The organism is Paenibacillus sp. GYB004, assembly GCF_036577605.1.
Lineage (GTDB): Bacteria > Bacillota > Bacilli > Paenibacillales > NBRC-103111 > Paenibacillus_AB > Paenibacillus_AB oceani.
Genome location: NZ_JARBDB010000015.1, coordinates 32227 through 51241, shown reverse-complemented (window position 1 = coordinate 51241; position 19015 = coordinate 32227). Strand labels below are relative to the sequence as shown.

At 51.8% G+C, this 19015-nt stretch carries 21 protein-coding genes; all 21 read right to left on the bottom strand.

Annotated elements, in window-relative coordinates:
* Window positions 1-273 precede the first annotated feature (273 nt).
* The 21 genes from PV433_RS09215 to PV433_RS09115 all read right to left on the bottom strand — a co-directional run bounded on the left by PV433_RS09215 (window position 274) and on the right by PV433_RS09115 (window position 18970).
* Window positions 274-1827 (bottom strand): NADH-quinone oxidoreductase subunit N, encoded by a 1554-nt coding sequence (locus PV433_RS09215; RefSeq protein WP_332071861.1) that lies wholly within the window; start codon window positions 1825-1827, stop codon window positions 274-276.
* Window positions 1828-1830: 3 nt separating this feature from the next.
* Window positions 1831-3468, bottom strand: a complete 1638-nt coding sequence (locus PV433_RS09210) for a complex I subunit 4 family protein (RefSeq protein ID WP_332071860.1) — start codon at window positions 3466-3468, stop codon at window positions 1831-1833.
* Complete coding sequence (gene nuoL, locus PV433_RS09205; RefSeq protein ID WP_332071859.1) at window positions 3458-5341, bottom strand: NADH-quinone oxidoreductase subunit L; 1884 nt, start codon at window positions 5339-5341, stop codon at window positions 3458-3460. Before nuoL ends, PV433_RS09210 begins: the two co-directional genes overlap by 11 nt.
* A 12-nt stretch (window positions 5342-5353) precedes the next feature.
* On the bottom strand, window positions 5354-5665 hold the full coding sequence (nuoK, locus tag PV433_RS09200) for an NADH-quinone oxidoreductase subunit NuoK (RefSeq protein ID WP_190929232.1): 312 nt from the start codon (window positions 5663-5665) through the stop codon (window positions 5354-5356).
* Between the two features lies 1 nt (window position 5666).
* Window positions 5667-6191: an NADH-quinone oxidoreductase subunit J gene (locus tag PV433_RS09195; RefSeq protein ID WP_190929231.1), complete on the bottom strand. Its 525-nt coding sequence runs from the start codon at window positions 6189-6191 to the stop codon at window positions 5667-5669.
* Window positions 6181-6639 (bottom strand): NADH-quinone oxidoreductase subunit NuoI, encoded by a 459-nt coding sequence (gene nuoI, locus PV433_RS09190; protein WP_190929230.1) that lies wholly within the window; start codon window positions 6637-6639, stop codon window positions 6181-6183. Before nuoI ends, PV433_RS09195 begins: the two co-directional genes overlap by 11 nt.
* 69 nt (window positions 6640-6708) lie before the next feature.
* Complete coding sequence (gene nuoH / locus PV433_RS09185; protein WP_332071858.1) at window positions 6709-7716, bottom strand: NADH-quinone oxidoreductase subunit NuoH; 1008 nt, start codon at window positions 7714-7716, stop codon at window positions 6709-6711.
* A complete protein-coding gene (locus tag PV433_RS09180) occupies window positions 7716-8816 on the bottom strand; it encodes an NADH-quinone oxidoreductase subunit D (RefSeq protein WP_332071857.1) in 1101 nt (366 codons plus the stop codon). The genes nuoH and PV433_RS09180 overlap by 1 nt, the downstream gene beginning before the upstream one ends.
* Before the next feature lie 3 nt (window positions 8817-8819).
* Complete coding sequence (locus PV433_RS09175; RefSeq protein WP_332071856.1) at window positions 8820-9923, bottom strand: NADH-quinone oxidoreductase subunit C; 1104 nt, start codon at window positions 9921-9923, stop codon at window positions 8820-8822.
* Window positions 9920-10438, bottom strand: a complete 519-nt coding sequence (locus PV433_RS09170; protein WP_332071855.1) for a NuoB/complex I 20 kDa subunit family protein — start codon at window positions 10436-10438, stop codon at window positions 9920-9922. Before PV433_RS09170 ends, PV433_RS09175 begins: the two co-directional genes overlap by 4 nt.
* On the bottom strand, window positions 10423-10794 hold the full coding sequence (locus PV433_RS09165; protein ID WP_190929226.1) for an NADH-quinone oxidoreductase subunit A: 372 nt from the start codon (window positions 10792-10794) through the stop codon (window positions 10423-10425). The genes PV433_RS09170 and PV433_RS09165 overlap by 16 nt, the downstream gene beginning before the upstream one ends.
* 509 nt (window positions 10795-11303) lie before the next feature.
* Window positions 11304-11708: a F0F1 ATP synthase subunit epsilon gene (locus PV433_RS09160; protein WP_332071854.1), complete on the bottom strand. Its 405-nt coding sequence runs from the start codon at window positions 11706-11708 to the stop codon at window positions 11304-11306.
* A gap of 121 nt (window positions 11709-11829) precedes the next feature.
* Window positions 11830-13236, bottom strand: a complete 1407-nt coding sequence (gene atpD / locus PV433_RS09155) for a F0F1 ATP synthase subunit beta (RefSeq protein ID WP_190929224.1) — start codon at window positions 13234-13236, stop codon at window positions 11830-11832.
* Between the two features lie 295 nt (window positions 13237-13531).
* Window positions 13532-14389: an ATP synthase F1 subunit gamma gene (gene atpG, locus PV433_RS09150; RefSeq protein ID WP_332071853.1), complete on the bottom strand. Its 858-nt coding sequence runs from the start codon at window positions 14387-14389 to the stop codon at window positions 13532-13534.
* A gap of 166 nt (window positions 14390-14555) precedes the next feature.
* A complete protein-coding gene (gene atpA, locus PV433_RS09145) occupies window positions 14556-16070 on the bottom strand; it encodes a F0F1 ATP synthase subunit alpha (RefSeq protein ID WP_190929222.1) in 1515 nt (504 codons plus the stop codon).
* Window positions 16071-16095: 25 nt separating this feature from the next.
* Window positions 16096-16638 carry a F0F1 ATP synthase subunit delta gene (locus PV433_RS09140; protein WP_190929221.1) on the bottom strand — a complete coding sequence of 181 codons (543 nt, stop codon included), beginning with the start codon at window positions 16636-16638 and terminating at the stop codon, window positions 16096-16098.
* Complete coding sequence (gene atpF, locus PV433_RS09135; RefSeq protein WP_332071852.1) at window positions 16635-17123, bottom strand: F0F1 ATP synthase subunit B; 489 nt, start codon at window positions 17121-17123, stop codon at window positions 16635-16637. Before atpF ends, PV433_RS09140 begins: the two co-directional genes overlap by 4 nt.
* A 109-nt stretch (window positions 17124-17232) precedes the next feature.
* Window positions 17233-17448 carry a F0F1 ATP synthase subunit C gene (gene atpE / locus PV433_RS09130; protein WP_190929219.1) on the bottom strand — a complete coding sequence of 72 codons (216 nt, stop codon included), beginning with the start codon at window positions 17446-17448 and terminating at the stop codon, window positions 17233-17235.
* 96 nt (window positions 17449-17544) lie between these two features.
* Window positions 17545-18321 (bottom strand): F0F1 ATP synthase subunit A, encoded by a 777-nt coding sequence (gene atpB, locus PV433_RS09125; protein WP_332071851.1) that lies wholly within the window; start codon window positions 18319-18321, stop codon window positions 17545-17547.
* Between the two features lie 36 nt (window positions 18322-18357).
* Window positions 18358-18735, bottom strand: a complete 378-nt coding sequence (locus tag PV433_RS09120) for an ATP synthase subunit I (RefSeq protein ID WP_332071850.1) — start codon at window positions 18733-18735, stop codon at window positions 18358-18360.
* Window positions 18728-18970: an AtpZ/AtpI family protein gene (locus PV433_RS09115; RefSeq protein WP_332071849.1), complete on the bottom strand. Its 243-nt coding sequence runs from the start codon at window positions 18968-18970 to the stop codon at window positions 18728-18730. The genes PV433_RS09120 and PV433_RS09115 overlap by 8 nt, the downstream gene beginning before the upstream one ends.
* Window positions 18971-19015: the final 45 nt, after the last annotated feature.

The following is a 19015-nucleotide window of genomic DNA, read 5'->3' as shown; positions in this document are numbered from 1 at the left end:
GCCGGACATCCCTTTCCATTGTAACAAAATCGGTTCGAAAGGCCCACCCGATTCATGGTTGGAATATAGGGCTGCTTCACTCATCGCCAATAAATTTGGTTATTCGCCACAATGAATACGCTATCTTTTTAACCCGGTTTACTCTTCGTTAAACTTCCCCGATTCCGATTAAGAGAAATGTTGAAAACGAAGCTTTGCTTCGTCGATTTGCTCTTTAAAAAAGAAAAACCCCTCCGGTTCCCCGGAAGGGCTGCAAACGGACAAGCTATACAGTTAACTGATAAACAAATCGATCGGTACGCTGAAAATCGTCTCGATATAACGGAGCACCACATGCGGGAAAAATCCGGTCAACAGCGTAGCCGCCACACAAATCCATACCGTAATTTGCGCGGTTGGCGAAGACTTGATCTCCGCTTCGACTTCGCCCGACCTCAGGAACATTTGCCGGATGATGCTGAAATAGTAATAAAACGAAATGACGCTCGTACCGATCATAATGGCGGCAAGCCAGTAATGCTGCAGCTGCAAAGTACCGAGCATAATGTACAGCTTCCCGAAAAATCCGCCCGTTACCGGAAGGCCGGCCAGCGACAAAATCAGAACGACCATCGCCACCGCAGTCGCCGGCGCCCGGTAATACAAGCCGGCGAAAGCCGAGATGTCCTCGCTTCTGGATGAATCGCTGACGATCATATATACGGCGATCGCTCCGATGTTCATGAACAGATAAGCGATCAGGTAGAAAAACATTTCCGAGAAATTCGAGAAGTGCACCATGCCGAACTGCGTGCCGATCGGCACCAGCAGGTAACCTGCATTCGCGATCCCGGAATAGGCGAGCAGCCTCTTCATGTTTTTTTGACGGAGCGCTATGAAGTTACCGAATATCATAGCTGCCGCGGCTACCACCATCGTCGCCGTGAAGGCGTCGGTATGGATCTGCTGGCTGATCAAGCCGCCCAGGCCGAACACGCTGTACAGCACCCGGAACGTAATCGCAAAACCGGCTGCCTTGGATACGACCGCGAGATATGCCGTAACCGGCGTCGGCGAGCCTTGGTAGACGTCAGGCGCCCACATGTGGAACGGAGCCGCCGCAATTTTAAAGCCGAAACCTGCCAGCAGCAGGAAGAAGGATACGTAAATCAATGGCTCGAAAGCCGCGTAGTTGGATGAAAGCGCCCGATTGATCTCCGCCAGGTTCGTCGATCCGGACATCCCGTACAAGAACGACATTCCGTACAAGATCACGGCGGACGAGATGCCTCCCATGACTACGTACTTAAACGCCGCTTCGTTGGACGAAAACGACTTCTTGCGCATGCCGACCAGTACATAAGAAGTGATGCTCAGCAGCTCGAGCCCGACGAACAAGGTGATCAGGTCGCCGGAAGACGCCATGACCATCGCACCGATCGTAGCCGGCAGGAACAAGTAATAAAATTCGCCCTTGTGCGGGATTTCGTCTTCTTTCACATTGCCGATGCTCATGATCAAAATAAGCGCCGTTCCGCCAAGGAAAAGCAGTTTAAACAAATTCGCGTAATCGTCGACCCGCCAGCTGCCGCCCAGCAGCGATACAGGCTCCGTGGGCATGACGAGCCCGGTAGCATCGTCGATGCGGTTCAGAGCGCTAATATCCCCCAGGACAAACACGGCCGATATGCCGACGGACACCAGCGCCAGCCAGCCAAGAACGGTACGGTTGAACGAGCGGGGCATAAATAAATCGAGCAGCGACAGGACGATTGCCGAGATGACCAGGGTCAACTCAGGCGCCAGATGAACGAGGTCCCCCGCCGTCAAACGTTGAAGTTGATCCATGGTCTACCCTCCCATCTTCACGATGTTGTGAATCCATTCGTCGATACTGCTTACGGTTTGCTGCAGCGGTTCGCTCAGCACGGCCGGATAGATACCGATCAGTACGATGAACGCAGTCAGAGTAATCATCGGCACCGCCTCCACCAGTCTGGCGTCCCGAAGCCCTTTGTACGCCTCCGGTATCGGTCCGTAGCTGATCTTCATAACCCCGCGAAGCACATATACCGCCGTAAAAATAATACCCAGCACCCCGATCACCGTGACGATCGGCATCGTCTCGAACAGGCCTAGGAAGGCCATGAACTCGCTAATGAAACCCGACAACAGCGGGAGTCCGAGCGACGCCATGCCGCCGAGCATCAGGAAGCCGCAAATGAACGGCAGCGATGCCGACAAACCGCCCAGCTTTCTCACTTCCGTCGTTTCCGTTCTTTCGTACAAGCTTCCGACGAGCAAGAAGAACAGCGCCGATATGAGTCCGTGGGATACCAGCTGGAAGATGGCTCCTTTTAGCCCGATTTCGTTAAACGCCGCAAGACCGAGCAGGACGATCCCCATATGACTAATACTGGAGTAAGCCAAAATCAGCTTGAAATCGGTTTGGCGCAGAGCGAGGATCGCGCCGTACAAAATATTGATAACGCCCAGAATCGCTATCGCAAACGCCGCCGCATGGGCCTGCACCGGAAACAACATAATGCCAAAGGTCAGCAAACCGTAGGCGCCCATCTTGAGCAAAATGCCGGAGTGGATCATAACGACCGCCGGGTGAGCTTCCGTATGCACTTTAAGCATCCACGTATGGAACGGGAAGATCGGCAGCTTGATGCCGAATGCGATGAGCAGCATGATGAACAGCGTCCACTTCATCGTCTCGCTTAAATAAAACGGATTGTCCGGGAACATCTCCGGTCCGGCGTGAATCAGCGAAGCTTGGTCGGCAAACAAGTTTTTCGTAATAACGTCCAGGCTGCCGCTGTAATAGAAGGAGGTCGCGTCGCCTACCGTCTGCATCGTAAACCCGGCCGTATTGACGATAATGAAAAACGCCAAAATCATGACGGCCGAACCGATCCCGTTATAAATCAAAAACTTGTTGGCCGCCCGCTCCCTGTCCATATAACCCCATATTCCAATCAGGAAAAACATCGGAATGAGCGTAAGCTCGAAGAACAGGAAAAACAAAAACAAATCACGAGCCATAAATACGCCGAACATCCCGATCTCCAGCAGCAGAAACCAGATGTAAAACGCCTTCCATCGTTTCTTCACATGCACGGAGGCGAAAGCCGCCATAGCGGTTACAAGTGCGGTCAAAAATACGAGCGGCAGAGACAGGCCGTCGATCGCCAGCGTGTAGTTGAACTCGTAAAAAAATTCTTTCAGCGAGCTTAGATCGTCGCCGATTTCTTTGTTCAGCGGAACTTTGATCCAATTCGCATTTTCCTTATACTGCATATCGGCCGTGTCGTGCTGAAAGTCGGCGTACAACAGCGCTGCCAATACAAGCGGTATAAGAGTAGCAACGATCGCCGTCGTCTTCAGCGCCCTGCCGTTATGCTTCGGAATAAGCAGCAGCGCAATAATGCCGAGCAGCGGCGAGAAGAGGATGGTCGACAGAATGGGCCAACTACCAAACATTCAAAAACCTCCTCCCGGCGAACACCAGCATCAGGACGACGATACCGAGCAGCGTAACGAGCCCGTACGTCTGCACCTGGCCGTTCTGCAGCCTCGACCCGATACGGCCCAGCCCGGATACAGCCGAAGCGCTAAGCCGGACGATGCCGTCCACAACATAATGATCGAACAAGGTGAGCACGTTGCCGAGCGCTTTTACCGGTTTTACGATAATCAGGCCGTACAACTCGTCGATGTAATATTTCCGCTCCACGAGCTGGTGCAGCCAAGGCGCGCCATTCGGAATGGCGTCCGCGGAGATGCTCTTTTTGACGTACATCAAATATCCGAGTCCGATTCCAAGCAAGCCGACAACAGTCGACAGTGTCATAACCAGCGCCGCATTGTGCTCTTCGGCCGCTTTACCGGTCAGCCATTCTCCGAACCAGCCGTTAAACGGAGTCATCAGGAAGCCCGCTCCTACCGCAAGAACGGCAAGGACGATCAACGGAACCGTCATCACGGCCGGAGACTCGTGAGCGTGCTGGTGCTGCGTGCCTCTAGGCTTGCCCGTAAATACGAGAAAGAACAGCCGGGACATATAAAATGCGGTGAAGAAAGCGGCAATCAGTCCGACCGCAAACAATCCGTAATGTCCGCTGTAATAAGCTTCGGACAGGATCACGTCCTTGGACCAAAAGCCGGAGAATGGTGGAACTCCCGATAAAGCCAGAGCCCCGATCGCGAACGTCCAAGTCGTAATTTTCATCTTGGATGACAGTCCGCCCATTTCAAAAATGTTTTGCGTATGTACGGCATGAATGACGCTGCCCGCTCCAAGGAACAGAAGCGCCTTAAAAAATGCATGGGTGAACAGATGGAACATTCCCGCCGATATCGTGGCGCTGACGCCGAGCGCCAGCATCATATACCCAAGCTGACTGACCGTCGAGTAGGCGAGCACCCGCTTAATATCTTTCTGAGCGACGCCGATCGTAGCGGCAAAAATCGCGGTGAAGCCTCCCACATAAGCCACCGTTTCCAGAGCGGCTGGAGAAGCGGTAAAAATATCGAATGTCCGTGCCACCAGGTACACGCCGGCCGCAACCATCGTCGCCGCGTGAATCAAGGCGCTGATCGGCGTTGGACCTTCCATAGCGTCCGGCAGCCATGTATGCAGCGGAAACTGGCCGGACTTGCCCACGGCGCCTACGAAGATAAGCAGCGCAATCCAGGTTGCCGTGCCTTCGGAGATTCGGCCTTCGGCAAACGCATTATGAATGCTGGAGAAATCGAGCGCATGCCCCGGCATATTCCAATACAGGAGCAAGATCGCGATCAATAAGCCGACGTCGCCGATTCTCGTAATAATAAACGCTTTCTTGGCGGCCGCCTTCGCTTCCGGCTTGAAGTACCAGAAGCCGATGAGCAGGAACGACCCGAGACCGACCAATTCCCAGAAAATATACAGCTGAAGTATATTTTCCGACATAACCACGCCCAGCATGGCGAACGTAAACAAGGCGACATATCCGTAAAACACCGATATCCGGTCGTCTCCGTGCATATACCCTTTGGAGTATACATTAACCAGCAAGCTGACGAGCGACACGATAATCAGCATGAGCGCGTTCAGGTTGTTGATCTCGAACCCCATAGCAAGCGAATATTCGCCAAGCTTGAGCCATTCCAAGCCGTTCCACGTGTAATCTTCCGTGCCACTTCCAAGACGCTCCACGAATATGAGCACCGACACGATGAACGAGGCTAGTGTCGCGATAATCCCGACGTATGCTCCGCCTTCCTTCCACTGTCGGCCTGCGGCGAGCAGAACGAGGAACGCGAGAAGCGGAAACAGAGGAACGAGCCAGGCGATTTGTGCGTACGATTCCATCGTTGATCCTCCTCACTTTCTCAATTCGTTCATGTCGTCCACATTCGAAGTGCCCTTGTTCCGGTAGAGCGTAATTAGGATCGCGATCCCGATCGCAACTTCCGCGGCCGCAACCGTCATATTAAAGAGAGAAAAGATCTGGCCTTGAAAAGACGGAGCCACTCCGTACTTGGAGAACGCCACAAAGTTCAAATTGACGCTATTAAGCATAAGCTCGATCGACAACAGGACGATTACGGCATTTTTCTTCGTTAACGCCCCATACAACCCGACGCAGAACAAAATCGCGCCTAAGGTCAGATAAGGCAGAATCGGTTCGCTCATCCTACTCTTCCTCCCTCTTGGCCAGGATGATCGCGCCGATGAACGCGACGGTAAGCAGAATCGACATCAGCTCGAACGGGATAACTTGCTCGGTGAACAGCCGCTTCCCGATCTCAAGCGTATTGTCTTCCGGCGTCGCGAGTTCCCCTTTCGGGAACGACACATTTTGGAAGGCATAGAACAGGATGCCGAACAGTCCGGCAATTCCGATCCACAGCCCGATATGATGCCAGCGGCGTTTATCCTCCGGCTCTTCGCCCTTATGGCGGGTCATCACGATACCGAAGATCATCAGGATCGAGATGCCGCCCGCATAGACGAGAACTTGCGCCATTGCCAGAAATTCCGCTTCCAGCAGCACATAGAGACCGGCGAGACTTAAGAAAGTGACGGCTGCCGAGACGACCATCGAGACGACCTTCGTGAAGCTGATCATAAAGATCGCGCCGCCGATGGCGAGCAGAGCGAACACGAAAAACATCACGTTGGCACCGCTCGAGAAAAAGTCTGCAATGTTACCCAGCATCTTTTTTGGCTCCTCCCTTAGGTGCCGCCGAATTGTTTTCTTTCCGCACGTTCGTGTTGTTCTGGTGCAGCCAGTCCATGTTTTTGTACAAATCGTCGCGGCTGTAGGTGCTAAGCTCAAAATTGTTCGTCATGACGATCGCTTCGGTCGGACAAACCTCGGTACAGAGGTCGCACAGGATGCAGATTTCAAAGTTGATATCGTACGTATCGATAACCAGCTTCATTTTGCTTTCCGGATCGGGGTTCTTTTTGCCGGTCAGCGTGATGCATTCCGTTGGGCACACCCGCGCGCACTGATTGCATACGATGCATTTCTCCGGGTCGAAGTGCTGGATGCCGCGGAAGCGGTCCGGCAGCTCCAAAGGCACGTCGGGGTAGGCATAGGTGACCTTTTTCTGCATCATCGTCTTGAATGTAAGCCCGAGCCCTTTGACTATCCCTTTCATAGGTCGTTCCCCCTCAATCACGTGCGACAGACCGGAGTCGGTTCCGGTCTCTCGTACTGTTCGGTAATGTTAACGCAAGATCTCCTTCACGATCGCCGTAATAAAGATGTTGGCGAGCGCAAGCGGCAGCAGCACTTTCCAGCCGATCCCCATCAGCTGATCGATACGGACGCGCGGCAGCGTGGCCCGCAGCCAGAACATGAAGAAGACGCAGAACGACATTTTAATTAAAAACCACAGAATCCCAGGCACAAAGTCCAGGAACGGGAACGGCGCATGCCATCCTCCCAGAAACAATACCGTCGTAAGCGCTGCGATTGCAAACGTATAGACGTACTCCGCCAACATGAAGAAAGCGAAACGGAATCCGCTGTATTCAACGTGGTAGCCGGCCACCAGCTCGGACTCCGCCTCTGGAAGGTCGAACGGCGTACGATTGAGCTCGGAGATGGCTGCCACAATAAATACGGCGAACCCGATAATTTGCGGAAGGAAGTTCCAATCCCAGAACCAGTTGCCCTGCGCCTCGACGATCTTGCGCATATTCAGGCTTCCGGTCATAAGGATAACGCCTACCATGGACATGACAAGCGGAATTTCATAACTGATCATCTGCGCTGCGGAACGCATGCCGCCGAGCAGCGAGTATTTATTGTTGGACGCCCAGCCTCCAAGCACGATCCCGATCGTGGAGATGCTGGACAAGGCGGCGTAATACAGCAGCCCTACATTCAGATCGGCAAACTGCCAAGTTTTCGTGAACGGAAAGGTAGCAAGCACGGCAAAAGCCGGAACGAACGTAATCGCCGGCGCAAGGATAAACAGCTCACGATCCGCTTTTTTCGGAATTGTATCTTCCTTAAGAAGCAATTTCAGAACGTCTGCTACGGTCTGCAGAAGACCAAGCGGTCCGGTCCGGGTCGGTCCGTGCCGCATCTGCATCCAGCCGATCACTTTCCGCTCGAAATAAATCGCGTACGTGACATAACCGAGTATGAGAAGCAGGAATAACACCGCAACAGCGAACATAATGCCGAAGTTCGCCCAAGTCAGTTGTTCGGCCAACAAACTGAGCATCAGCCATCCACCTCCCCGAGGACGATGTCAATTCCGCCCAAGATCATGATCATATTGGCCATCGGTTGGCCAACAAGCAGCTGCGGCAATATTTGCAGATTAACGAACGACGGACGGCGGAATTTCAGCCGGTACGGCTTATCTTTTCCCTTAGATACGATGTGACAGCCGATCTCTCCGCGCGGCGATTCGATCCGGACGTAAGCTTCGCCCTCCGGGGGACGGATCACCCGCGGCACTTTTCCCATCGTCTCGCCGTCGGCCGGGAACTGCTCAATCGCCTGTTCCAGTATCCGCAGCGATTGACGGATCTCCTCCAGCCGGACCAGATAACGGTCGTAGCAGTCTCCGTTCTGGCCTACCGGAACGTCGAATTCGAAGCGGTCGTAGATGCTGTAGGGCTGGTCTTTCCGCAAATCCCACTTCACCCCGGTGCAGCGCAGATTCGCTCCGCTCAGCCCCAGATTGATCGCTTCCTCGGCCGAATATTTGCCGACACCTTTAATCCGTGCCAGGAAAATTTCGTTTCCGCTGACCAGGTTGTCATAGACTTTCAGTTGCCCGTGCATATACGCCACGAACGCGCGCACTTTCTCGATCCACCCCGGAGGAGCATCCCACTTCACTCCGCCTACCCGCATATAGTTGTAAGTGAGCCGGGCTCCACACAGCTCGGTGAACAGGTCGATAATCGTCTCCCGGTCCTTAAAGGCAAACAGAAACGGGCTGAGCGCGCCAATATCCAGCAGGTACGTGCCCCACCATACCAGATGGCTCGCAACCCGCTGCAATTCCATGACGATAAGGCGCAAATATTGCGCCCTCTCCGGTATTTCCAGCTGCATCATCGTCTCTACGGCGTGACAGAGCACATAATTGTTGGTCATCGCAGATACGTAATCCATCCGGTCCGTATAAGGAATAATTTGCGTGTAGGTCAAATCTTCCGCAAGCTTCTCCGTTCCCCTGTGCAAATATCCGATTACAGGCGTAGCCTCCGTGATCACTTCTCCGTCCAGTTTGACGATAACGCGAAATACGCCGTGAGTGCTCGGATGCTGAGGGCCTACGTTCAGTAGCAGTTCTTCGGTCCGAATCAAAGGTCACACCTCCGGATCAATCGGTTCATAATCTTTGCGAAGCGGATGGCCGACCCAATCGTCCGGCATCATGATCCGCCGCAAGTCTGGATGACCCGGAAAATCGATGCCGAGCAAATCGTACACTTCCCTCTCGTTCCAGTTGGCCGTCGCCCATACGGGAGTCACGGACGGAATCGATGGGGTGTCCCGGTTCGTTTTTACTTTAAAACAATAGCCTTGCTTGCTGGAGATGGACAAGACGTAGTATACCGTCTCCAAATGCGTCTCGTAGTCGACCCCGCTCAAATTGCTCAAATAGGTCAATTGCAATTCTTCGTTCGTCTTCACAAAGTCGGCTACGGCGACCCAGTGATCGGGATGAATGGTCAGCGTCGGCAGATGGCGGTCTCTTTCATTAATAACTCCTTCTACCACCGCTTGATCCGATACGTTTTCCTTAATCAGCTGAACGATACGGTCAAGCAGCGGCTGCTTCGGAGACGGTTCTTTCGGACCGTCCTCGGCTCCGCCGTCACCGCCTGCGGCTCTCTGGGCACGGGCTGCGGCGCGGGCTGCTCTTGCCTCCGCTTTCGCCTTCGCTTCATCATCGCCTCCAGCTTCTGCAGCCGGAGCGGGCGCACCCTCTCCGCCCTCTGCTCTCTGGGCACGGGCCGCAGCGCGGGCTGCTCTTGCCTCAGCCTTCGCCTTCGCTTCATCATCGCCTCCAGCTTCTGCAGTCGGAACAGGCGCACTCTCTCCGCCCTCGGCTCTCTGGGCGCGGGCCGCAGCGCGGGCCGCTCTTGCTTCCGCGGCGGCTTTTGCCTTCGATTCCTTCTCTTCGTCGGTCAGCTCCGCAGCCGCCGGGGCGCTTTCTCCGCCCTCAGCTCTCTGGGCGCGGGCCGCGGCACGGGCTGCTCTTGCTTCCGCGGCAGCTTTTGCCTTTGCTTCTTTTTCCTCATCCGTCGGTTCAACAGCATTGGCAGCCGAGCCGACTGCATCATTAGCCTGTTCGGGTGCAGCGCTTTCTTTAGGAGGCGAAGCCGAATGATCGGCAGCAGGACGATCAGCCGCATGATTGTTTGCGCTTTCTACCTTTTTGTCGTTGCTGTTGTTTTCTTCGCTCACGAGTTGGTCACCCTCTTCCCGGTTTTCGCCTCAAAGCGAATCTTCTCTTGAAGCTTATTGATCCCGTAAATGAGAGCAGCCGGGTTCGGCGGGCATCCAGGAATATAAATATCAACAGGGACGATCTGATCGACTCCCTTAACGACAGCATACGATTTAATATACGGTCCGCCAGCAGTGGCGCACGATCCCATCGCGATAACCCACTTCGGCTCCGGCATTTGATCATACAGACGCCGAAGCAGCGGCGCCATCTTCTTCGTCACCGTGCCCGCTACGATCATAACGTCGGACTGCCGGGGAGAAGTCCGGAATATAACGCCAAAACGGTCCAGGTCATAATGCGCTCCGCCGGTACCCATCATCTCGATGGCGCAGCATGCGAGACCGAACGTTAACGGCCACAACGAACTGCTGCGCGCCCATGCCTTCACTTGGTCGAGCGTAGTCGTGAATACGTTGCGATCGAACTCGCTCCGCTCTTCGGGCGAGATTTTCTCTAAATTGAGCTCCATTGCAGCACCTTCTTTTTCCAGGCGTAAATTAGCCCTACTACGAGCAGGGAGACAAAAATGAGCATCTCAACCAGCGCGAACAATCCCAAAAAGTCATACGCGACAGCCCAAGGATATAAAAACACCGTTTCGACGTCAAAGATAACGAACATCAAAGCAAATAAATAGTAACGGATATTAAACCGGACATGGCTTTCCCCGACCGGATCGTTACCGCTTTCATAAGTCGTTTGCTTTTCTGCCGTCGGCTTGTTCGGGCGCAGCAACCGGCCGAGCGTCAAAGCTGCGATCGGCAGTATAATCCCGAGCCCAATAAAGATGGCAACTAGCACGTAATTGTTACTGTAAAGCGCCATTTCATCGCCTCCCCGCCTCATGGCGTATTATGAATTTTTCTGATGAAGCCAGAAATTTTTTCTAATAAACACCCACACAATTATAACAAAAAGGTGTAACGGCGTCTATGAAGGAAGGGCCTTCCGGATGCGCCGCTCCAGTAGCAAAGATCATCGCGACATACCCTCGGCCAAGCCACCTCTCGTAATGGTAACAAATGCTCGGAGCCTCGTCTATGCCAATAATCCGTCTCTAATCAATTTTCACTCTAAATCGAACGAATCAGGCTAGTACAAAGGAAGAGCTAGTCCAGCAGCCCGAAACGGGTTGCCGATCGGCATAACTATTGCCCGCTCATCCTATAAGCTCCGGCATTTGATCCAAAGCTGGCTAAGTTAAATCTACGCAATTAGCCAGCCAACTATGCAATGGGTCGCAGCAAATCCCAACATTTGTAATTATACCATTCAATCGAATATCTATGCACACAAAAAAAGCAAAGGAATCAGTTCCTCTGCTCATATATGCATTACTTTCTTGTCGAAGTATCGATCCGGTTCATCGCACGCTGCAAGGCAAGCTCGGCGCGACGGAAATCGATCTCGTCCTTCCTTGCTTCGGCGAGGCGTTTCTCCGCACGTTCTTTGGCGGCGCGAGCACGATCGACATCGATGCTTGCAGGCATTTCGGCCGATTCCGCCAAAATGACCACTTTGTCTTTGCGCACCTCCATAAAACCGCCATTAACTGCAATGTACTCGGTTTTATTGCCTATTTTCACGGCAACGGGTGCAATTTTTAGCGGGGATACCAGTGGAATATGGTTCGGAAGAATTCCGAGCTCCCCGTAAACGCCTTTTACAACGATCATATTAACATCCTGAGCGTATACTTTCCGCTCGGGCGTCACGACTTCCAATAGAAAAGTACTCACGCAAATTCCTCCTGAGAGCTTTCGATACCGAAAGCTTCATCATGTGCCAAAGCTGATGCTCCCCGTGACGAAATTGAATAATCTCATCGAAGCATCAGCATGGCACGGTCATCCGGCTTCCTTACATCGATTTTGCTTTTTCGATCGCTTCTTCGATGGTGCCGACGAACAGGAACGCCGCTTCCGGAAGGTCGTCATGCTTGCCTTCCAAAATTTCTTTGAAGCTGCGTACCGTGTCTTTAACCGGAACGTACTGCCCCGGGAACCCGTTGAACTGCTCGGCGACGTGGAACGCCTGGGACAAGAAACGCTGGATTTTACGGGCGCGAAGTACGATGACTTTATCTTCATCGGACAATTCGTCCATCCCGAGAATCGCGATAATATCTTGAAGCTCTTTTTGACGCTGCAGAATCCGCTTTACGCCTTGAGCTACATTGTAATGTTCTTCGCCTACAACTTCCGGAGACAAAATCCGCGAGCTGGATGCCAGCGGGTCAACCGCAGGGTAAATCCCCATCTCGGAAATTTTACGCTCCAGGTTGGTCGTAGCGTCCAAGTGAGCAAACGTTGTTGCCGGAGCCGGGTCGGTATAATCGTCCGCCGGAACGTAGATTGCTTGGATCGAAGTAACGGAACCTTTTTTCGTAGAAGTAATCCTCTCTTGCAGCTGACCCATCTCGGTAGCGAGCGTTGGTTGGTAACCTACCGCGGAAGGCATACGGCCGAGAAGAGCGGAAACCTCGGAGCCTGCTTGTGTAAAGCGGAAAATGTTGTCGACGAACAAAAGAACGTCTTTTCCTTCGTTGTCACGGAAATATTCCGCCATCGTCAACCCAGCCAAAGCAACGCGCAGACGCGCTCCTGGCGGTTCGTTCATTTGTCCGAATACCATCGCTGTCTTGGAGATAACGCCGGAGTCTTTCATCTCATGGTACAAGTCATTACCTTCGCGAGTTCTTTCCCCTACACCTGCGAATACGGAAATACCGCCGTGCTCTTGCGCGATGTTATTGATCAATTCTTGGATCAATACCGTTTTACCAACACCCGCGCCGCCGAACAAACCGATTTTACCGCCCTTCGCGTAAGGAGCGAGAAGGTCAACGACTTTAATACCTGTTTCAAGAACTTCAGCTTGTACCGAAAGCTCTTCGAATGCAGGAGCTTGACGGTGAATCGGATCTCTTTGTCCGGCTTCAACATCGCCTGCATTGTCGATTGGTTCGCCCAAAACGTTAAATACCCGGCCAAGTGTTGCGTTTCCGACTGGAACGCTGATCGGCTTGCCGAGGTCAACCGCTTCCGTGCCGCGTACCAATCCGTCCGTGGAGGACATCGCTACGCATCGCGCAACGTTGTCGCCCAAGTGAACCGCGACTTCAACAGTCAGGTTGATTTCAGGCTCGTTGGAGTTTTGCGGTTTCGTTTGAATCTTGACCGCATTCAAAATTTCAGGAAGGTTGCCTTTATCGAACTCGATGTCGACGACAGGTCCCATTACCTGCAAAACGCGTCCTTTATTCATATTTTTCCCTCCTAAGGAGTTTTCCGTAGGAAAACTCACATCGTAAGCAACGGCTTAGTTTTCCATAAAGAAAACGGTACATCACAAGCAACAGCCTGATTTTCTGCAGGAAAACTTCATATCGTTTCGGAACTGCCTGGGCTTCCAACTGGAGACCTCATATTGTCGTAAGCGGCATAAAGCTTAACTGCAGAAAAACGACTTGTTATCAAGTATCTTAGATTCTCAACTGAGAAGCCCGATTTGTAAGCGAAATAGTTTCCCTTTCAGGAACTATCAAATCTTGTAGAAATTATTAGCCCTGCGCGTTCGCTCCGGCGACGATTTCGGATATTTCCTGGGTAATCGAAGCTTGGCGAGCACGGTTATACATAAGCGTATAGCGGGCGATCATTTCTGTGGCGTTGCGTGTAGCATTGCCCATTGCAGTCATTTTCGCTCCGAATTCGCTTGCTTTCGATTCCAGCAGCGCGCTGAAAACAAGCGTTTCTGCATACTTCGGAAGCAATACGTTAAGCACTTCCTCTTGCGAAGGCTCATACTCATAATCTGCTGCCTGACCGCCTTCACCCATATCCAAAGGCAGGATACGGTTCAAGACCGGCTCTTGAGTAATGGCGTTGTGGAATTTGTTATAGACGAGATGCAGCTCATCGTACTTTCCATCCACAAAGTTGCTTACTGCAAGCGATGCGAGCTCCTTGATATCAGCGAACTTCGGCGCATCCGAAATACCGGTAACTTCCCCGATGACCGGAATGCCTCTTTTCTTCAAGAAATCGCGGCCTTTACGTCCTACTACAAATACAACATATTCGTCTTTGGAGCTATGGTTTTCACGAATCGTGAGCATCAATTTACGAAGTAGGTTCGCATTGTAGCCACCCGCCAAACCGCGGTCTGAGGTAATGACCAAATAGCCGGTTTTGCGAATAGGACGGGATACGAGAATCGGATTGGTACTTCCCTTCGTCCCCGCTGCGATGCTGGTTACGACTTCCTTGATCTTCTCCGCATAAGGACGGGCCGCCTCGGCCGCCTCCTGGGATCTTCTCAGCTTGGAAGCTGCGACCATCTCCATCGCCTTCGTGATCTGCTTCGTGTTTTGCGTACTCTTGATTTGACGTTTAATTTCGCGCATTCCTTTTGCCATGCTTTCACCACCTTAGAGCTTTCCGAAGGAAAGCTAACTTCGCAAGCATAACCTGAGCTTTTGCGGAGCAAAAGCTTAACTTCCCAAGCATCTCCGTACGTTCGGCAGATGCCTCTATTGAATACGATCTAGCGGCCATTAGGCCGCTCTACCGTTGTGTTCGTCATTAAGCGGACACCGAGAATCCTTTTTTGAACTTCTCGATCGCTTCGACAAGCTGCTTGTCGTTATCAGCCGTCAAGTCTTTCGTGTCGCGGATACTTGCATAGATTTGCGGATAGTTTGCATCCACATATGCGAGGAATTCGCGGTCGAAACGAAGGACGTCTTGCACCGGGATATCGTCGAGGAAACCTCTTACCGCTGTATAGATCGAGACAACTTGCTTCTCGACTGGAAGCGGCTGGTTAACGCCCTGCTTCAAAATCTCAAGCGTGCGCTGACCGCGGTTCAGACGAGCCAAAGTGCTCTTATCCAAGTCGGAGCCGAACTGAGAGAACGCAGCCAACTCGCGGTATTGGGCAAGGTCAAGTTTCAAAGACGATGCAACTTTTTTCATTGCTTTGATTTGTGCGGATCCTCCTACGCGGGAAACGGAGATACCGACGTTGATCGCCGGACGTTGTCCCGAGTTAAACAAGTCGGACTCCAGGAAGATCTGTCCGTCGGTAATGGAAATAACGTTAGTCGGGATGTATGCGGAAACGTCGCTCGCTTGAGTCTCGATAAACGGCAATGCGGTCAAGGAACCGCCGCCCAGCTCGTCGCTCAGCTTCGCTGCGCGCTCCAGCAAACGGGAGTGCAAATAGAATACGTCGCCCGGATATGCTTCTCGGCCCGGAGGACGACGGAGCAAGAGGGACAACTCGCGGTAAGCAGCTGCTTGCTTAGTCAAGTCATCATAAATGATGAGCGCATGCTTCCCTTTAAACATAAAGTATTCGCCCATCGCTGCACCTGCATACGGAGCAAGGAACAACAGCGGAGAAGGCTCGGAAGCACCTGCAGTTACGACGATCGTGTAATCGAGAGCGCCATTGCGGCGAAGTGTTTCCACAACATTTGCAACAGTGGATTGCTTTTGGCCGATGGCGACGTAGATACACAATACGCCGTTGCCTTTTTGGTTAATGATCGTGTCGATCGCGATCGACGTTTTACCGGTTTGACGGTCGCCGATGATCAACTCGCGCTGACCGCGGCCGATCGGAACCATCGCATCGATAGCTTTAATACCAGTTTGCATTGGCTCATGAACCGATTTACGGTCGATAACGCCTGGAGCTTGCGATTCAACAGGACGGAATTCAGTCGTGTCGATCGGGCCTTTGCCGTCTACCGGAAGTCCGAGCGGGTTAACGACGCGGCCGAGAAGTGCTTCCCCTACCGGTACCTGCATGATACGGCCAGTCCGTTTTACTTGATCGCCTTCACGAATGTCGGTGTAAGGACCCATGATAACGATACCGACGTTGTCTTCCTCGAGGTTAAGAGCCATCCCCATGACGCCGTTGGAGAATTCCAGAAGCTCACCGGCCATAACGTTTTGCAGACCGTGTGCACGGGCGATACCGTCCCCGATCTGAATAACTGTACCGACATCGTACACTTGGATATCCGATTTATATTGCTCGATTTGCTGCTTAAGCAGCGTGCTGATTTCTTCAGGTCTGATACTCAACGAACTTCACCCCTAACTTTGGCATTTAAGCTTGATTCAGCGTTTTTTCCATCCGCTGCAGTTTGCCGGACAAGCTGCCGTCGTACAACCGGTCGCCGATGCGGACTTGAAGTCCTCCCAGCAGACTTGGCTCTACAATGTTCTCCACGCGGATCTTCTTGCCAACTACTTGGCCGAATGCCGCTGCAATCTTGTCGGATTCTTCCGCCGACAGCGGAAGAGGTGTGTATACTTTCGCTTGGGCTTGACCCAACGCGTCATTCGCAATGAGGGAATACTGAACGGCGAGATCACGGATAATCGCTTCTCTTCCCCGCTGCATAAGCAACTGAAGTGTGTTCATCAACTCTTCGGACACTTTGCCTTCGAACACTTGCTTGAGCATGGATGTTTTAACGGAAGCGCCGATATTCGGATGTTCCAAAAGCTTCACATATTCGGGATTGTCGGCTAAAGCATTGCTGACCGCTTGAAGCTCCTGCTCCACTTCAGCGACTTTCCCACGCTCCCGGGCCAGTTCGAATAGCGCTTTGGCGTACCGCTTCGCTACGACTGTCTCCTTGCTCATACTTTATTGCCCCCTACCTCTTTCAGGTAATGGTTAATCAGATCTTGCTGCGACTTCTCATCGACCTGCTTCTCCACGATTTTGGAAGCGATCAATACGGACAGAGCGCTAACTTGACTGCGCAGAGCGACAATGGCTTTGTTCTTCTCTGCTTCGATATCTTTCAGCGCGTCCTGCTTCAGACGTTCGGAATCCTCTTTTGCTTTTGCAATCAAGTTGTCCGCTTCTTTCGTGCTGGAGATTCTCGCTTGCTCTATAATATCGTAAGCTTCTTTTTTGGCTTGTTGAATGGCTTCCTTCTGCTCGGCGAGAAGTTTTTCACTTTCTGCACGATTTTTCTCGGCGGTGCTGATCTGGTCTTGCACCATTTTCGCGCGTGTTTCCATAATGCCAAACAGCGGGCCGAAAGCGTATTTATTCAAAAGGAAATACAAAATGACAAACGACGCCGCTGCTAAAAGCAGGGACTCCCAATTTACTGACACGTTCTCGTCACTCCCTTCTAAAAACTGTTACCGTATATGCAAACAAGTTTCATTACAAAACGAAGGCGTGGATGGCTTAGGCCTTCCCCGCCAAACGGTAGCTATCTTATTAAGCGGATGCCATGATCAAGAACGCGATAACGACGCCGATCAAAGGAACAACCTCTACGATACCTACACCGATAAACATTGTTGTTTGCAGCGGGCCGCGAAGCTCCGGCTGACGAGCGATACCTTCTACCGTCTTGCTTACGATCATACCGTTACCAATACCTGCGCCCAGTGCGCCCAAACCTACCGCTATTGCAGCTGCCAAGAATGCCATTTGAAAAATCCTCCTCAGAATTTGAAATTGTATGGTTTATTTATATAATCTCAGGCTGCCGAAACTCTGTGCTCCAAAAGCCGAGTTTATTCGGAGTTAGTGCTCTTCGTGTACAGCAGCTTGTGCGATGTATACCATCGTCAAAATTGTAAACAAGAACGCCTGGATAGCTCCGATGAACATACTGAATCCTTGCCATACGACCAACAGCGGAATTCCGAGAATGCCTGCTTTAATAATCGTAGATATTAAGATTTCCCCTGCAAAAATATTGGCGAACAAACGCATCCCCAGTGTCGCAGGTTTTGCAATCGTTTCAATAATGTTAAGCGGCAGGAAAAACCAGTACGGGTGAAAATAATGTTTCAGGTAATGTTTGCGGTTGCGTGTCAAACCCAAGTAGTGAACAATGACAAACACAACGAGAGCTAGTCCGAATGTAACACCCAGGTCGGCTGTAGGTGATTTCCACCAAAGCAACCCTACGTGCGGATGTTCTTCTCCTTCAGCCTTCAGCTCCTCAAAAACAGCTGAATTCGCCGTCGCAATCGCTTCCACTGGCTGCTCGTGCTCGGTAATAACAGCAAATGGAAGACCGAGAATGTTCCCTACAAAAATGAAAATAATCAGCGTCATCCCGAGTGATACGAATGCTTTGCCGTACTTCATCGGCATCGTGCTGGCAATGGTGTTGCGGATAAATTCTACGGCCCATTCCATAAAGTTTTGCAGGCCGGAAGGACTCTCCACCGACAACTTCCTAACAGACAGCCGTGCTATAACGAATACGATCAAGGACGTTACCGCTAGCATAATAACGACTGAAAGATCGAGTCTAAAGCCTCCGATATCGATAATCGGTGATTCATGCATCTTTAGGTTTCACCCCCTTCAACCGATAGAATCGTGCTATGATTTCCTGTTGAACCCTGAAAAGAGACCAACGAATGCGGCTATAAACTGGGAGGTAAACAACCCGCCTACGGTCGCATAAACATTCGTTCCTTCCAACTGATAAGCAAGCATCACTACCAAAATAGCCATGGCTGCCCTAGTCATAAATCCGAGATTAAACCGCTTACCTGGCTGACTAGTTATTAGTATGGTCATTTGTTTGATCTTCATTCCCAAATAATACGTATTGATCAGACTGACGACCAAACCAAGAGCAAAACCAGCTGCATATGGCCGATAATCGACCATACTCGCCCACAAAAGTAAAGTTGCGGACATCAAAAGAAGCGATACTCTCATTACCGTTCTTAGGTGGGTACTCAAATCATCCATCTGTTTCCTCCGTAAGTTTCTTAATGAAGTAGACGATGTTGACGATTCCCACTACTAATCCTGTCAGAGCACCTACCGCGTTCCAAATCGGCCCTCCACCCAGCCATTCCGACAGCCACTTTCCAAGAAAATACCCGAGAGCTACACACACGGCTACATCTATTCCAGCAACGCCAAACCAACCTAATACACGCCAAGGGCTTTCATTGTTGTTCGGATTCTTCACTTCAGACACCTTACAATCCTCATTTATTTTAGCGAAGTAAATTGAGGTTTGTCA

What these genes read in the sequence shown, in the direction of transcription:
- PV433_RS09215 (WP_332071861.1), bottom strand. Translation starts at nt 1,827, where the DNA reads ATGGATCAACTTCAACGTTTGACGGCGGGGGACCTCGTTCATCTGGCG.
- PV433_RS09210 (WP_332071860.1), bottom strand. Translation starts at nt 3,468, where the DNA reads ATGTTTGGTAGTTGGCCCATTCTGTCGACCATCCTCTTCTCGCCGCTG.
- nuoL (WP_332071859.1), bottom strand. Translation starts at nt 5,341, where the DNA reads ATGGAATCGTACGCACAAATCGCCTGGCTCGTTCCTCTGTTTCCGCTT.
- nuoK (WP_190929232.1), bottom strand. Translation starts at nt 5,665, where the DNA reads ATGAGCGAACCGATTCTGCCTTATCTGACCTTAGGCGCGATTTTGTTC.
- PV433_RS09195 (WP_190929231.1), bottom strand. Translation starts at nt 6,191, where the DNA reads ATGCTGGGTAACATTGCAGACTTTTTCTCGAGCGGTGCCAACGTGATG.
- nuoI (WP_190929230.1), bottom strand. Translation starts at nt 6,639, where the DNA reads ATGAAAGGGATAGTCAAAGGGCTCGGGCTTACATTCAAGACGATGATG.
- nuoH (WP_332071858.1), bottom strand. Translation starts at nt 7,716, where the DNA reads ATGCTCAGTTTGTTGGCCGAACAACTGACTTGGGCGAACTTCGGCATT.
- PV433_RS09170 (WP_332071855.1), bottom strand. Translation starts at nt 10,438, where the DNA reads ATGGAGCTCAATTTAGAGAAAATCTCGCCCGAAGAGCGGAGCGAGTTC.
- PV433_RS09165 (WP_190929226.1), bottom strand. Translation starts at nt 10,794, where the DNA reads ATGGCGCTTTACAGTAACAATTACGTGCTAGTTGCCATCTTTATTGGG.
- atpD (WP_190929224.1), bottom strand. Translation starts at nt 13,236, where the DNA reads ATGAATAAAGGACGCGTTTTGCAGGTAATGGGACCTGTCGTCGACATC.
- atpG (WP_332071853.1), bottom strand. Translation starts at nt 14,389, where the DNA reads ATGGCAAAAGGAATGCGCGAAATTAAACGTCAAATCAAGAGTACGCAA.
- PV433_RS09140 (WP_190929221.1), bottom strand. Translation starts at nt 16,638, where the DNA reads ATGAGCAAGGAGACAGTCGTAGCGAAGCGGTACGCCAAAGCGCTATTC.
- atpE (WP_190929219.1), bottom strand. Translation starts at nt 17,448, where the DNA reads ATGGCATTCTTGGCAGCTGCAATAGCGGTAGGTTTGGGCGCACTGGGC.
- atpB (WP_332071851.1), bottom strand. Translation starts at nt 18,321, where the DNA reads ATGCATGAATCACCGATTATCGATATCGGAGGCTTTAGACTCGATCTT.
- PV433_RS09120 (WP_332071850.1), bottom strand. Translation starts at nt 18,735, where the DNA reads ATGGATGATTTGAGTACCCACCTAAGAACGGTAATGAGAGTATCGCTT.